The sequence below is a fragment of the Niabella soli DSM 19437 genome (genome assembly GCF_000243115.2).
GTDB classification, from domain to species: Bacteria; Bacteroidota; Bacteroidia; order Chitinophagales; family Chitinophagaceae; genus Niabella; species Niabella soli.
The window spans coordinates 4,037,736-4,053,326 of the sequence record NZ_CP007035.1 but is presented as its reverse complement, the minus strand read 5'-3'; the positions used below and the strand labels follow the sequence as shown (position 1 = coordinate 4,053,326).

10 protein-coding genes are annotated in these 15,591 nt (G+C 46.0%); 4 read left to right on the top strand and 6 right to left on the bottom strand.

The window, feature by feature from the left end:
• Positions 1–26: 26 nt before the first annotated feature.
• Positions 27–3,332: a TonB-dependent receptor gene (locus NIASO_RS17025; RefSeq protein ID WP_008587983.1), complete on the bottom strand. Its 3,306-nt coding sequence runs from the start codon at positions 3,330–3,332 to the stop codon at positions 27–29.
• A gap of 418 nt (positions 3,333–3,750) precedes the next feature.
• Here NIASO_RS17025 and NIASO_RS17020 point away from each other — a divergent pair, with 418 nt between their 5' ends.
• Positions 3,751–4,950: a bifunctional 3,4-dihydroxy-2-butanone-4-phosphate synthase/GTP cyclohydrolase II gene (locus NIASO_RS17020; RefSeq protein WP_008587982.1), complete on the top strand. Its 1,200-nt coding sequence runs from the start codon at positions 3,751–3,753 to the stop codon at positions 4,948–4,950.
• Positions 4,951–5,161: 211 nt separating this feature from the next.
• Entirely contained in the window at positions 5,162–5,803 is a 642-nt protein-coding gene (locus NIASO_RS19980; RefSeq protein ID WP_025299089.1) for a murein L,D-transpeptidase catalytic domain-containing protein, read from the top strand.
• Between the two features lie 375 nt (positions 5,804–6,178).
• On the opposite strand, the gene guaB is transcribed toward NIASO_RS19980, so the two are convergent.
• The gene (gene guaB, locus NIASO_RS17010) at positions 6,179–7,675 is read right to left on the bottom strand and encodes an IMP dehydrogenase (protein WP_008587973.1); all 1,497 of its coding nucleotides are present in this window, start codon (positions 7,673–7,675) and stop codon (positions 6,179–6,181) included.
• A gap of 211 nt (positions 7,676–7,886) precedes the next feature.
• On the opposite strand from guaB, the gene zwf reads away from it, so the two are divergent.
• Complete coding sequence (zwf, locus tag NIASO_RS17005; protein WP_008587972.1) at positions 7,887–9,416, top strand: glucose-6-phosphate dehydrogenase; 1,530 nt, start codon at positions 7,887–7,889, stop codon at positions 9,414–9,416.
• Between the two features lie 250 nt (positions 9,417–9,666).
• Here zwf and dprA read toward each other — a convergent pair whose 3' ends face one another.
• The 4 genes from dprA to NIASO_RS16985 form a co-directional block, all read right to left on the bottom strand.
• Positions 9,667–10,767: a DNA-processing protein DprA gene (dprA, locus tag NIASO_RS17000; protein ID WP_008587970.1), complete on the bottom strand. Its 1,101-nt coding sequence runs from the start codon at positions 10,765–10,767 to the stop codon at positions 9,667–9,669.
• A gap of 69 nt (positions 10,768–10,836) precedes the next feature.
• On the bottom strand, positions 10,837–12,120 hold the full coding sequence (locus tag NIASO_RS16995; RefSeq protein ID WP_245605200.1) for an MFS transporter: 1,284 nt from the start codon (positions 12,118–12,120) through the stop codon (positions 10,837–10,839).
• Between the two features lie 174 nt (positions 12,121–12,294).
• Positions 12,295–13,623 (bottom strand): amidohydrolase, encoded by a 1,329-nt coding sequence (locus tag NIASO_RS16990; RefSeq protein WP_008587966.1) that lies wholly within the window; start codon positions 13,621–13,623, stop codon positions 12,295–12,297.
• 79 nt (positions 13,624–13,702) lie between these two features.
• A complete protein-coding gene (locus tag NIASO_RS16985) occupies positions 13,703–14,551 on the bottom strand; it encodes an AraC family transcriptional regulator (RefSeq protein WP_008587965.1) in 849 nt (282 codons plus the stop codon).
• Positions 14,552–14,803: 252 nt separating this feature from the next.
• Here NIASO_RS16985 and NIASO_RS16980 point away from each other — a divergent pair, with 252 nt between their 5' ends.
• Complete coding sequence (locus tag NIASO_RS16980; protein WP_008587963.1) at positions 14,804–15,520, top strand: class I SAM-dependent methyltransferase; 717 nt, start codon at positions 14,804–14,806, stop codon at positions 15,518–15,520.
• Positions 15,521–15,591: the final 71 nt, after the last annotated feature.

The window sequence follows — 15,591 nt, the reverse complement described above, 5'->3', positions numbered from 1 at the left end:
TAAAAAAGAACGTTGCCGCTCTGTAATTAGAAAGTATACCGCAACCCAAGTTGCATATACCAAAGATTGTTAGTATTGTAATCTACCTGGAACGGGGTTGTTACCAGTTGTTTGTTATATTCACTCCAGGTATATGTGGGGGCCTGATTAACAGGAGCCTTATATATCAGCGGATTCGTAATAGTTGTAGTTTGCTGGTATCCGAAATTCTTTGACTTATTGGCAATTAAATTGCCCAGGTTAAAGATGTCCATGCTAAACTGCAGGTTGTGTTTGGTACCTCCCGAAGTTTTAATAAAGAAGTCCTGCAGGAACCGGAAATCGATCTGGTGATACCATGGTGCAGTCTGTCCGTACCTGCCGGCATATTTCCCTTTGTTATCTGAGAGGTATTTGCTGCTTGCAATATATTTATCATAGGCGGCCCTCTGATCATCTACCGTATAAGTTCTTGTAGCCAGTACATTGCCTTTACTATCTTTGTCGGTTACCGTGTAAGGAACAAAGGGAACATCAGCCCCGGATTTATAGATGTACATCAACTCTGCATTACCATCCCGCACTACAGATCCTGAGGTCAGGTAATTGATCAGGAACCGGTTGCTGCCCTGGTACACCAACGAGAAAGTAGAGGCAAAATGCTGCGCATATTCAATTTTATAAGATGCGTTAGCAACGATCCGGTGGGGTATAGCATATTGAGAGGCGCCTAAAACCTGATCGTTGGGCCCGTTTACATTTGCTATTGCCTGCCAGGCGGATGAAGCCCTGCTGCCGGGGTTGGGGCTTACTTCTTCAGCTTTTGTATAGGTGTAGGCAATAGATCCAAAGAATCCATTTCTAAAGGCTTTTGAGATCTGTCCGGTGGCGGAGAACGCATATCCTTTCTTTGTATTTTCTAACACAATAGGCGTCCCTATTCCGCTGTAATAAGTGGGTGCTGCTCCGGGGTAATAGAAGCGATTATCGGGCCCCGTATATTGGTTGGTAGGTGCTTTTAAATTAGGATTCCGCATTACTACTGCATTAATGTCTTTTGTAAAGATCAGATCCGCAGTAGCGGTAAACCCATTGCCAAATTGCTTATCGGCGCCAATATTGGTACGCCATACATAAGGGAATTTAAAGTTCTTGTCAATTACAACAAAACTTCCCGGAACCTTATTGCTGGCCGTTGTTGTAAATTTAGATGCATAGGCATCTGGGTTGGGATCAAATTTGGTAATTCCCAGCGAGTCGAGTTGTCTTTTTGTGTTAAAGAAAACCGAGCTCTGATACATACCATTGTTAGAAGGCATGTTTGTTAAAAACACAAAAGGAATTCTGCCGGTAAACAAACCGGTACCGCCCCGTACCACCAGGGACTTATCACCCATTACATCCCAGTTAAATCCTACACGAGGAGAAAATATGGGTTTGCTTGTGGGCCATTTACCGGTATTATAATTAACCATATTTCCGTTTGCGTCGGGCAGCGAAAGCGCATCGATGGCAGGGTTTCCAATAGGGTCTTGCAAATAGATCGGCTTATCAACCCTGACACCGTAGGTAAGTTTAAAGTTATTATTTACCCGATACTCATCCTGTACATATACACCCAATTGCCCCAGTTGCAGGTCTGCAGAGTACACCGCTGATTCCCCCGGCACCAGCGAATAGGTATAACCATAATATCGGGGTTGCTGCTGGTTCAGGAACGCGCCCAAACTGTCAAATACGTAATGGCTGTTCGAACCACCCATAAACATATTACGGATCTGCTGGTATTCATATGTCAAGCCGGCGGTAAAAGTGTGCGCCCCTTTATATAAAGTAAAGTTGTCTGTAAAATTTAAAACTTTACCGTCGAGTATGTTATTCCTGGTAAACGGATCGGTACCCAGGCTGATATAGTTCTGTCCCTGTCCGTTGAAAATATCAATTGTCGGGAAAATCCCGCCGGGAGCGGTTCTTGTATCATTCGTTTTAGTGTAGGTAGCAATGAATTGGTTGGCGATCTTGTTACTAAACCTGCTGTTTAATTCTAATGAAGCGGTTCTGACAATATGATTCGTTCCATAATTAGAATTAGAGAATCCCATTGAGCCCGTGCTGAAGCGGTTATTGGGAAGCCTGGATAACGATGATGACTGACCGGTTACAAAAATATTCCCGTTTTGAGGAACACTGCTTCCATTTAACGGGCTAACATCACTGCCGTTTAAATCGGTGTATTTAGCAGTCAACCGGTGTTTTGCGTTGATGTTCCAGTCGAGTTTTGCGAGGATCTTCGTGTTTTTGGAATCAAAATTTGGGAAGCCGTCGTATACGCCCGGGTCGTATCCATAAGTAGCTTTAACAAAATCAGAGACCGCCTTCAGATCATTAATATTTGTATTAGACTTCGTTCCTGAATTATTAGATCCGGTAGCTACAAATGTAATTCCCGGAACGGATCTGGTTTCGTATTCTGCGTTTACGAAAAAGAACAATTTATTTTTGATAATAGGCCCGCCTAAACTTCCCCCATAAATCTTGTTGCTCAGCGGCGTTTTAGTCAGTTCCTGCCCATTAATTTTTTTACCCATCAGGTTTTGATTTCTGAAAAAATGATACGCGGTTCCATGAAATGTATTCGTACCGCTTTTGGTAACTGCGTTGATCCCGGCACCTGTAAAGCCCGACTGACGTACATCAAAAGGGGCAATATTTACAGAAACCTCCTGTAACGCATCTACTGATATGGGAGAGGCTCCCCCTCCGGGAGTAAAATCACTGCTCAAACCAAAGCTGTTGTTCAGATTAGCACCGTCAACCTGCAGGTTATTATACCTGCCATCCCTTCCCGCAAATCCATTTCCATTTGCCTGGGGTGTTACCCGGGTATAATCAGAAAGAGAACGATTTATTGTGGGTAATGAAGATAACTGAGCGGTAGTTACAACAGTGCTGGCTCCTGTTTTCAGGGTAGCCCCTTTTCTGGCGCTAGCAGTAACCGTTACATTTGAAAGCCCCTGGGCACTATTTGTCAGGGTCACATTTAACTGAAACGGCTCTCCCAAAAGCAGGGAAATATCCTTAACCGTTTCTTCATTGTGTCCAACATAAGACACTTTCACCGTATAGGGCCCGCCGATCCTTAACCCCGGCAGATCAAACAATCCCCCGGAGCGGCTTGTGGCACTATAAACAGTCCCTGATGGTTCATGAGTGGCTATTACAGTGGCTCCGGGCAAACCTGCCCCCGAAGCATCCGTTACTTTACCTGTAATACTACTGGTGGTAACCTGGGCGTTAATTAAAATTGTAGAGGAGAGGGCGAAAATTAATAGTAAATAAATTTTCTTAATCATAGTTTACATTTTGATATTGGCGCAAAGAAAAGCAATAAACTTTAACATTTTCTTTCCCAATGTTAACAAATTGTAACCAGCTCCTTAACAAATTAGAATCTTGATGCAGGTCAATAAAATAGTGTCAAAACAAGGGGCGGGGAATGTAGAATAAAGAATATTGAATAAGAAATATTAAAGTAAATCGGGTTTGGGGAATGGAAATTTCTAACCTGATGCAAATCCCTTTTTCGTTCCTTATTTCTTATTTTTCATTTCTTGTTTGGGGTAAAAAGCATCTGAACGGATAGTCCCTGAATATTTTATATTGATAATTCATTGATTGACCATTGACTATGAACTACTGGCAATGAAGCCATTGACCATGAACTATAACGTCCCCACATTTGTTATCTTTGCATAAATATTTATAAACTATATGTTTGATACTATAGAAGCGGCTATTGAGGCCATAAAGAATGGGCAATTGGTAATAGCAGTGGACGACGAAGACCGTGAGAATGAGGGGGATTTTATCACCGCCGCGGCAACCATAACACCTGAAATTGTGAATTTTATGGCAAAAAACGGCCGGGGCCTCATCTGTGCCCCGTTGCCGGAAGAGCGCTGCGACGAGTTGAAGCTTTCGCCCATGGTTACCAATAATACGGCACTGCATGAAACCGCTTTCACTATTTCGGTTGACCTGTTGGGTAACGGCTGCGGCACCGGTATTTCGGCATCCGACCGGGCCAAGACCATTGAGGCGCTGAATAATCCCTTTACCAACCCGGACGATCTGGGCCGTCCCGGGCATATTTTCCCTCTCCGCTCTAAAAAAGGCGGCGTATTACGCCGTGTGGGTCATACGGAAGCGGCTACGGACCTCGCCCGCCTGGCGGGTTTCCCTTACCCCTATGGTTCTGTATTGGTAGAGATCATGAATGATGATGGTACCATGGCCCGTCTGCCAGACCTGATCGAGGTAAAAAATAAATTCAACCTGAAATTGATCTGTATAAAAGATCTGATCGAATACCGGCTGAAGCGCGATTCATTGATCGAAGAAATCGTACGTGTAAACATGCCTACCAAATATGGCGATTTTACCCTGGTGGCTTTTAAAGATAAAAACAGCAATAACGAGCACCTGGCCCTGATCAAAGGCGAATGGGAAAAGGACGAACCGGTACTCACACGGGTGCACTCTTCCTGTTTTACCGGTGATATCCTGGGCTCCCTGCGCTGCGATTGCGGCGACCAGTTGCATAAAGCCATGCAAATGGTAGAGCAGGAAGGGAAGGGCATTATCCTTTATATGAACCAGGAAGGCCGCGGCATTGGTTTAATGAACAAACTGAAGGCTTACAAATTACAGGAAAACGGCATGGATACCGTAGAAGCCAACCTGCACCTGGGTTTTAAAATGGATGAGCGCGATTATGGCGTGGGTGCACAGATCTTACGGCATCTGAATGTAACCAAGCTGCGCCTGATGAGCAATAACCCCCGCAAACGGATCGGCCTGAACGGCTACGGGTTGGAAATTGTGGAAAGTGTGCCCATTGTAATTACGCCGAACGAGCATAACGAAAAATACCTGCGCACGAAGAAAGAGAAACTGGGCCACGAGTTTTAACGCACGGTTACAAGTTACTGGTTACAGGTCTCTGGTTTGACGTTTAACGTCTGACGTTTTTCGCGTCGTTATACTTACCTGCAACATTATGTTGCTATGCTCTTCGAGACTTTTGGTCTCGAAGCCTTCTGCTGTCGCTTTTAGCGACCAAATCAATTACTATTTATGGAATCCACAGCCCGTTACGTCTATCCGTAAATAGCTTTCCTGCATGAATAAAATAATTGTCGCTCTTGGCATCCTGTTGCTTGCCTGTGGTTTTTACTATTATAAATCGGCTATATCAAGACCTCAGGCTATACATTATTCAGAAACTCCGGAACCTTCTTCAGGTGCTATTGTGCCCTATAAACCCACTGCGGTAAGACTTGCATCAATAAAAAAAATTATTGCCGAAAGGCATTATAATAGTACTGTAGTTTTCATAGCAGATATGCAACTACCGTCCTCAAAAAACCGCTTTTTCGTTTATGATCTTAAAAAGGACAGCCTCATCGGCGCAGGCCTGGTTGCCCACGGGCGATGCGGTGAAAAGTGGCTGGAAGGAAGAAGATACAGCAACAACCCGGGTGGGATGTGTACTTCGCTTGGAAATTATAAAATAGGGAAACCTTACTACGGGCGGTTCGGGCTTGCATATACGTTGTATGGTATGGACAGCACTAATAATAACGCATTGGAACGTCATGTGGTGTTGCATGCTTATGAGTGTGTGCCGGAAACAGAAGTAGCTTATGAGATCTGCCAGAGCGACGGCTGCCCCATGGTAAGCAGGGGCTTCCTGAAAAAATTGCAAAAGATTATTGATACGTCGAAGGACCCCATCCTTCTTAGTGTTTATGAATCGAGGTAGCCACCATGCGGCCCTAACGGGCCGCAATACTCCGTGTAATCTTATTCGCTACCGACCGGCTGCCCCGATGGGGCAGAGATACCTACGTTGTTTACCAATGACCTCATCTCAACAGGATTGAGAGGTGTTGCTCGCCCGGATCACGTCGCTCCAATGAAACCAGATCGGTTCTCTTCCTCAAAGAAGCCAACGTTTGTAGAAAAATCTTGTTTGTATAAATCAAATCGAACACGGGGCACCTATGGAGCCCGAACCCATGTCATTCAACGAAGCTATAAACAGATAGCTCCCAGGGGAGTAGCCAAATTCTTGTGTAACGATATTGCCCAATGAAACCGCCCCATTCACCACTCACTACTACCTATTCACCCCAAATTATTTCCTTGAGTAGTTCGGCGCTTCTTTCGTAACATCCACATCATGCGGATGGCTTTCGTTCATACCGGCGTTGGTGATCTTTACAAATTTTGCATTCTGGAGCGCTGCAATATTTTTGGCGCCGCAATAACCCATGCCGGCACGTAAGCCACCGGTGTATTGGTAAATGACTTCTTTCAATGTTCCTTTATAGGCCACCCGCCCTTCGATACCCTCGGGTACAAATTTCTTAACATCATCTTCCGGATCCTGGAAATAACGGTCGCTGCTGCCTTTGGCCATTGCGCCCAGCGATCCCATACCGCGGTACGCTTTAAATTTACGGCCTTCAAAAATGATGGTTTCACCCGGGCTTTCTTCTGTACCCGCAAAGATGCTTCCCATCATCGCACAATCGGCGCCAGCCGCCAAAGCCTTTACAAGATCACCCGTGTAGCGGATACCCCCGTCAGCAATAAGCGGAATACCTTTCTTTTTCAGTCCGGAAGCGGCTTCCATAATCGCCGTCAATTGCGGCATACCCGCACCTGCAACAATTCGGGTGGTGCAGATAGATCCCGGGCCAATACCGATCTTCACCGCATCTGCGCCGGCATCGGCCATGGCAATGGCGCCTGCTGCAGTGCCCACATTCCCCGCCACCACATTTAATTTCTTAAAACTTCTTTTTACTTTTTTAAGCGCATCCAGCACTCCTTTTGTATGTCCGTGCGCACTGTCTAACACCACTACATCTACCCCTACGTGCTGCAAGGCGTCAATGCGATCCAGCACATCGCCGGTGATACCTACCCCGGCGCCTACCAGCAATCGCCCAAATGAATCTTTTATGGCATTAGGAAAAGAAGTTACCTGTAAGATATCACGATACGTGATCAACCCGATCAGTTTTCCCTGCTTATCTACTACGGGCAATTTTTCCACTTTGTGCTGGCGCAGGATCGTCTTGGCTTTTTTCAGATCCGTTCCTTCCGGTGCGGTGATCAGGTTCACACTGGTCATTACTTCGGTCACCTTGCGCGCGGGGTTATCTTCAAAACGCAGATCCCGGTTGGTTAAAATGCCCTTTAGTTTTTTATTCTTATCTACCACAGGGATACCACCGATCTTATTTTCTGCCATCAGTTGTAAGGCATCGCCGATAACGGCATCTTCCTGCAGCACAATCGGGTCCAGGATCAGTCCGCTTTCACTCCGTTTTACCCTGCGCACCTGTTCTGCCTGCCGTTCGATAGACATATTTTTATGCAAAATGCCCAGGCCGCCTTCCCGCGCAATAGCCGTGGCCAGCGCCGCTTCGGTAACGGTGTCCATTGCTGCTGATAAAATAGGGATATTTAGGGTAATGTCTTTGGTAAGACGGGTACGGGTGTCTACCTCGCGCGGTAACACCTGGCTATAAGCCGGAACCAGTAAAACATCATCAAAAGTTAAGCCCTCAAAGGCGATCTTGGAATTGTTTGCAGTAGCTGCAGAAGATTTTCTTGTTGCCATGTGCAAAGGTAAGGGAAAAGAAAATGTGAAATGATGAATTTTGGATACCCGAGGAAGATTTACAATTCTGTTACATAACAAACATATGTTTACGGCTCTACGCAATCGTTGTCAGCACACTATTCTATCAGAATAATAGGATAAGATAGCTGATCAATTTGTTTTAGCCCTACTTTTGTACACTGTATTTATTAATTCAGCGTATACGATCATGGTAAAAAACTATAATACTAAAAAGCCGGAGCCTACCATCATTTTTATATTTGGCGGCAGCGGCGACCTGAATCAGCGTAAATTGACTCCTGCTCTTTATAATCTTTGGATGGATGGCTTAATGCCCGGGCAATTTGCCATTGTGGGAACAGGGCGAACCGATTATTCTGATGAAAAATTCCGGGAGCACCTGCTGAATGGTATTAACGAGTTTTCGCGGAGAAAGGATGATCAGAACGGGAGCTGGGAAAAATTCGCGCAAAGCATTTCCTACTTAAGGATGGATGTGGATAATCCTGCCGATTATGAAGGCATCGCCACCATAATCAGCAATTATGAAACTAGCTGGAAGGTGAGCGCGCATGTGCTTTTTTACCTGGCTGTGGCCCCGCAACTGGTACCGGAAATTGCAACCAACCTGAACAAATTAACCAAAGCAAAAGATATCCTCCGCTCGCGCATCGTGGTGGAAAAGCCCTTTGGACATGACCTGAAGAGCGCCCAGGAATTGAATAAATTGCTGACCAACCTTTTTGATGAGGGCCAGATCTACCGTATCGACCACTACCTCGGAAAAGAAACCGTGCAAAATATCCTGGCGTTGCGCTTCGCCAATGCTTTGTTTGAACCGATCTGGAACCGGAATTATATTGACCATGTGCAGATCACCGCGGCGGAAACTGTTGGTGTGGAAGACCGGGGTGGTTATTACGAACGCTCGGGCGCTTTGCGCGATATGGTGCAGAACCATATTCTCCAATTATTGTGCATGGTAGCCATGGAGGCGCCGGTTTCCTTTGAAGCCGATGAAATACGCAATAAAAAATCGGATGTATTGAATGCCATCCGCAAAATAAAAAAAGAAGAAGTACAACGGTATGCCGTTCGCGGGCAATACTCCTCCGGCTGGATACAGGGGCAGCAGGAAAAAGCGTACCGGGAAGAAAAGGGCGTGGCACCCAACTCAAACGTAGACACATTCGCAGCCGTTAAATTTTATATCGATAACTGGCGCTGGCAGGGGGTTCCTTTTTATGTGCGTACCGGAAAATACCTGACTGAAAAAACCACGCTCATTACCATCCAGTTTAAGGAAGCGCCCAAATATGCTTTCCCCCCGGAGGCCACTGAAACCTGGCGTGCCAACCGCCTTACCATCAGCATACAGCCGGAAGAAGATATCCGCTTATTATTCCAGGCTAAGCGCCCGGGACAAACGATGTCGCTGAACCCGGTAAACATGGTATTCAGCTATGCTGACAGTTATCACGAACCGCAGCCGGAGGCTTACGAAACCTTATTGCTGGATGCCTTAATGGGCAACCCTACACAGTTTATGCGGGGCGACCAGGTGGAAGTTGCCTGGGAGGTTATTGAGCCCATCCTGGATACCTGGGAGAACCGCCCGCCGGTTGATTTCCCCAACTATGCTCCGGGCACCTGGGGGCCGGAAGATGCCGAAGCACTGATCGCGCGCGAAGGCAGGAACTGGATCACGTTGCCGCCGAAAAGAAAAGGAAAGGAATAAAACCATGAAGCCGTTTAGCCTTTAAAAAAAAATTGAGGAATGTCTAATTTCCCGCTGATTATAGGCAGACTGAATACACCGCAGATCCTCGCAGATTGATTTTCTGCGAAAATCTGCGCAAAAAATTGGCGTAGATATCTGCGGGAAACATTACCGTTTCCAAAGGTTTAAACAACTTCTATATATAAGGGAAGCCTTAGAAATGAGCTTCCCGTTTTACCGGCTTCACGGCTGAAACAGCTTTTTTGTTTTAAAGCAACTTATACATTTTCCCCGGCAACGCCTGGATCACATTCTGCAGCTCCAGGTTCAGCATGGCAACGGCAACGGTACTGCTGCTCAACCCTGATTTTAAATGGATCTCATCAATATCTGCCTTGTCTTTTTTCTTTAACAGGTCGATGATCAGTTGTTCTTCGGATGTCAAATTAATAAACAGCTCCCGCGTTTGCCTTTTTGCTGTTCTCGTTTTCAGTGGCGCCCAGCCCATCGTTTCCAGCAATTGTTTACCGTCGGTAAGCAGGTTCGCGCGGTTGGTTTTTATAAGATAATTGCAACCGCTGCTCTTTTTATCAGCCACCCGGCCTGGAAATGCAAAAACATCCTTGTTATACCCATTGGCTAATTCGGCGGTGATCATGCTGCCCCCTTTAACATCCGTTTCCACAACAATGGTAGCATCACTCATTCCGGCCACAATACGATTCCGGCTGGGGAAGTTATGCCGGTCGGGTTTTGTTTTTGTTTCAAACTCGGTCAGCAAGCCGCCCTGCTCAATCATTTCCTTTGCCATAGTGGTATGACCCGGCGGATAGATCTTATCCAGTCCGTGCGCCAGTACACCAACCGTATTTAATTGGGCGTCAAGCGCACACTTATGCGCCAGGGAATCAATCCCATAGGCAAGGCCGCTAACGACCAACACTCCACTGTCTGCCAGATCGCCTACCAGTTTTCCGCAAATTTCTTTTCCGTAATCCGTGTGCATGCGGGAGCCCACAACAGCCACAATCCTTGAAGTATTCAGATCCGCGATACCCCTGTAGTAGAGCATTGTTGGCGCATCATAGCACTGCAGTAACCGCTGCGGATAAGCAGCATCAGTAATAAACAAAGGGCTGATCTTATACTGCTCAATAAAGGCGATCTCTTTTTCCACTCTTTCAAAATCGGAAAATTGCTTAATGCAGCACGAGCGCATTTTCCCTAACCCTTCAATGCGCTCCAAAACGGATCGCTTCTCCGTAAAAATTTCTTCAGGCGACAACTGCTGCAATAGAAGACGGGCTATTACAGGGCCGATATGGGGCACCAACGTAAGCGCAATACGGTAATATAACGGGTGTTTCATCAGGTTATCTTTGTAACAAGATACAAAGAAATTACATCTTTGCACAATAGAACCCGAACATGGACCCGTTTAGATCGCCACTTTCTGTTTGCGGCCGTACAATAAATGTGCCGCCAATGCCAGCAGGGTAAAAAACACCCCCGCAGCCACCACCCCATCCCATTGTGCATACTTCCAGGCTTTTGCAGCCAGCCAGGTGCCGGCAGCGCCGCCCATAAAATAGCTGACCATATAAACGGTATTTAACCGGTTGGCCGCGCCCAGCCCCAATGAAAAAAATGACGACTGGTTCATGATGTGCATCGACTGCAAACCCAGGTCAAGTAAAATAACACCATGGACCAGTCCGATATAGGTATAGCCTCCGATATAGAAAATACCCCAGCTTGCTGTTAACATAAGAACAGCATATAAAATAATCCGGAATGGCTCCACGCTTTTTGCCACCCGGCCCACTACAGCAGCGGCCAGCGCGCCCACGGCTCCTATTATCCCGAAGGAGCCGGCAATAGCGGCCCCTGCATGGAAGGGCGCATTTTCCAGGTGAAAGACAAGAGTAGTCCAGAAAACACTAAATCCTGCAAAGCCCATTGCCCCGCGAAAGGCCGCCAGACGCAATACGGGCTGCGTCCGGGTAAGCTGCAACAGTGATTGCATTAATGAGCGATAGCTGCCTTTAAAATGCGGAGGCACTTCCGGCAGTTTAACCGCCACCAGAACGGCAAGCGCCACCATGCAAACCGTAGCAATATAAAACATCGCTTTCCAGCCCCACAGATCCCCCACAAATCCACTTATCACCCGCGACAATAAAATACCCAGCAGCAATCCACTCATCACCATTCCAATCGCAGCGCTTCGTTTTTCGGGGTTGGCCAACTCGGCCGCCATCGGCACAAACAGTTGGGGAAGTACCGAAGTAAAACCCACCATAAACCCCGCAACCAACAACCAGCCTATGGTTGGCGCAAACGTCATACCCAACAGCGAAACAATGATTAACAGAAAATCAAAAAGGATCAGCCGTTTCCTTTTCACCATATCGCCCAACGGAACGATCAGCAACAGCCCAAAGGCAAACCCAAGCTGGGTTAGCATTGCCAGACTGCTGATATGGCTTTCGGTAACACCAAAATCCTTCGCCATTAACCCCAATAGCGGCTGGTTGTAATAATTATTCCCCACCACAACTCCGGTTGCTATGGTCATCAGCCAAAGCGTACCACGGGTAAGCGGCGGATGAGCCAGGTCCGGAGGCGGTTTTCTTTTCCCTTTTACGAGCAGAACCCGCTTCTCAGAAGAAATAGCTGCGATATTGTTTGTTGCACTGTCCATATCAATAAATACCTGCAAAACTACTTATTGATAAATCCGCCCTGATGCAGGATTTATGCCATTTATTGTGTAATTTATAACTAAAACAAAAAAGCCCCGGAGGGCTTTTTCTTATTTGAACAGTAGGAAACAGCCATTAGCTGTATCATCTCACCTTAGTTTTAACCAGATTTTATTATCCTGGATATTCAATTATCCAAACACAACAGATCCATTGTAAATTAACGACTGAACCGGCGCTATGCGGGACACCGCTTCCGCAGAACAACTGGCGGCTACCAGTACCAGGTCAGCTTTATCACCCGCCACAGGCCATTGCCGGTTACCTTTATCATCCAACGGGAGTATATTATGTGTAGCCAGCTTTAATATTCTTGACAGATCAAATTCTGTACGATATCCATATAACTGTGCGGCAAGATTGGTCTTTTGCAGCACGCTTCCCGATCCGAAAGTGCTCCAGTGGTCGATAATACAGTCGTTGCCCGCACGTACATCTACCCCATATTTATAAAGCGTTGGGATAGGCATAATCGTGCTTCCAAAGGGAATCGTGGACATAATCCCCATTTTTGCATCGCCCAGCTTTTCCGCAGTTGCTTCCAGTTTTGACTGATCCAGCTTAGCCAGGCAAAAACAGTGACTCACAAAGGTCTTGCCCTTTAATACCGGGTTCTCATTTACCTTTTGAATCAGGTATTCCACTGTTTTCAATCCCGATTCACCCACTTCATGCAAATGAATATCGATCCCTTTATTATGATCCAGCGCCAGTTGCACCACAAAGTCCATGCTTTTTTCAATGCTGCCATCGATGGTGGCAGGGTCCAGTCCGCCAATAAAATCAATATTCGTCTGCGCCGCCTCTTTCATTAGCGCAGCAGAATCCGTATAAAAAATCCCATGTTGCGGGAAGGCTACCAGTTCTGCTCCAAAAGAATCCTTTTTATTTTCCAGCGCTTTTTGCAGGTGGGTCAGGGAATCCAGCTTTGAGGTGGGTTCTATATTTACATGGCTCCGGGCAAAACTGGTTCCTTTGGATTGCAACAATTCTATCAATAGCTCAGACCGGGCGGTAGAAGTTTTCAGCAGTTCCGGGATCACTTTTTGTTCAAAGGCGATCATATCCTTTACCGACCTGTTTTTTTTCAAATGCGCCTTCCAGGGTAAGCCGTAAAACGTTTTGTCCAGGTGAATATGCATATCCTTAAACGCCGGAAGCATCAGGGCGCCCCTGGCATCAATGGCTTTGGCGTCCGGCTTATTGGGTAACACTGCTTTTATTTTTCCCTCAGCTATCTCCACCAGGAACAGATCGGTTTTGGTATGCACCACTTCTCCTTCTTCATATTCAAAGCCGGTTTCCAGCCGCACATTTTTTAACAGCAGGGTTTTACCCACCGTTGTAACCGGCTTATCGTTGGTAGCCCCCGCAGAGCCTGTAGCCAGCAAACCTGCCCCGGCTAAAAGTACAGAGGAGTTTTTTATAAAATTCTTCCTGGAAATGGATCTGGGAGTCATATAGCGTAAAAATTTTATACAAAATTACCTCTCCAACGGTACGCTACGGATGTGGCATTTATTCCATTACTTGTAAGATTTATAACCGCTCCCGGAAATCACGGGGCGACAGCCCCGTCTGACTTTTAAAGAAATTAGAAAAATAGGCAAGGTCACTGAAGCCCAGTTCATAGGCGATTTCCTTTACCGATTGGTCGGATGCTTTCATCAGCCTTTTTGCCTCCAGGATCGTCCGGTTCTGGATCAGGAACATGGCTGGCACATGAAAATGCCGTTTGCAAAGGATATTAAGATAGTTGGGCGTTATATGCAGTTGGCTTGCATAAAACGCCACTGATTTTTGTTCTTTAAAATAAAGATCCACCAGGGTGTGATATTTATATAAGATAGGTTTGGTAAGGTATACCTCCAGTTCTTTAAATTTTTTCTCGGCTTCCCGGTATATAAACTGAGCTATCAACCGTATCCGGAGGTTTACTACCCCCCATTGCACCGGCTTTTGGCTCAACTCCTCTTTGACAGCCAGAAATTCATATAATAGTTTCTGAAAAACCTGGCCAGGAAGATCAATGACCGGGTGATGCTGGTGCAGGATAAATGAAAAACTCAGAGAATCCGAAAAGGTTTCAAAAATGGGCCGGCTGATCATCAACTGATAGCCCGACGTGTTTTTCCCCAGATGCCAACTGTGCACCTGGCCTGGAAAAAGCAGGTGCATCTGGTGGTTTTTTACTTTATAGTCAATAAAATCAATAGCGTGAACACCACTACCTTTCTCAAACAGGAGAAAAATAAAAAAATCATGCTTATGCGGCTTTTCAATGATCCGCTCCCCATGCAGCTCATGGTACAACAAACTGTCATCAGCCTGTTGTTGATCATTGAATTCTTTAATTCCAAGAATGGGAAACGGGTCATTTATCCTCACTTATGAAAGATACGGTATTTCAGCAATCTTTACTCATTGAGCATAACATTATTCTGAACACTAACCGCTATCAATTTTAAGCACAGGTTCTTCATTATAGAAAGCCTCAGCCCCAGTGAATCGCAGCAATGCTCAATGTGTCTGTGCTGCTGTGACAAAAGAAAAATAGTATCCATCCTTTAAGGAGTAACAAAAAATAGTATTTCAAAAGTAGCATCGGCAGCCTACTTTTGATTTCTAAATAAACAAGAGATGCACAACAAATCGACAATCGAGGAAATTGAAGCCCGGTTCGACAAGGACGTGGCGCGTTTCTCCAACCTGGAAACCGGCCAGCAAACTACATTGGATGCCAGCTTTACAATGGAACTGATCACCGATGGCATTGCCGCGATGGATCCGCATCCAAAAAGAATATTGGATATTGGTTGCGGTGCAGGAAATTACCCGGTGAAGCTCTTAAGCAAAATGATCACCAATCCTGATATAACGCTTGCAGACCTGAGCCAGCCTATGCTGGATAAAGCACGGGAGCGCATACAGCCATTAACTACCGGCATGGTACAAACGGTAAAAGGCGATTTCAGGACGATCCCGCTTGAGGAAAACAGCTTTGATGCTATTATTGCAACGGCCGTCCTCCATCATTTAAGAGATGATGTCGATTGGGAAACCGCTTTTGCCCGTTTATACCATTTGTTAAGACCCGGAGGGAGCCTCTGGATCTTTGACCTGGTGGCGCAGGAGCACCCGGCGATACAAGGATTACTTTTTAAAGAACGTTATGGTCATTACCTGGCTTCATTGAAAGACGCTACCTACCGCGACCAGGTATTTGCTTATATTGAACAGGAAGACAGTCCCCGGAGTGTGATGTATCAGGCCAATCTGCTTAAACAAGCGGGTTTCAGATCAGTGGATATTCTTCATAAAAATCTTTGTTTTGCTTCGTTTGTGGCATTCAAATAAAAGCGCCTTGCTTGCGTTGCTTATTGCTGCTACGGGGAGACCAATAGAATTAGTGTGCTTCTTTTGATCCT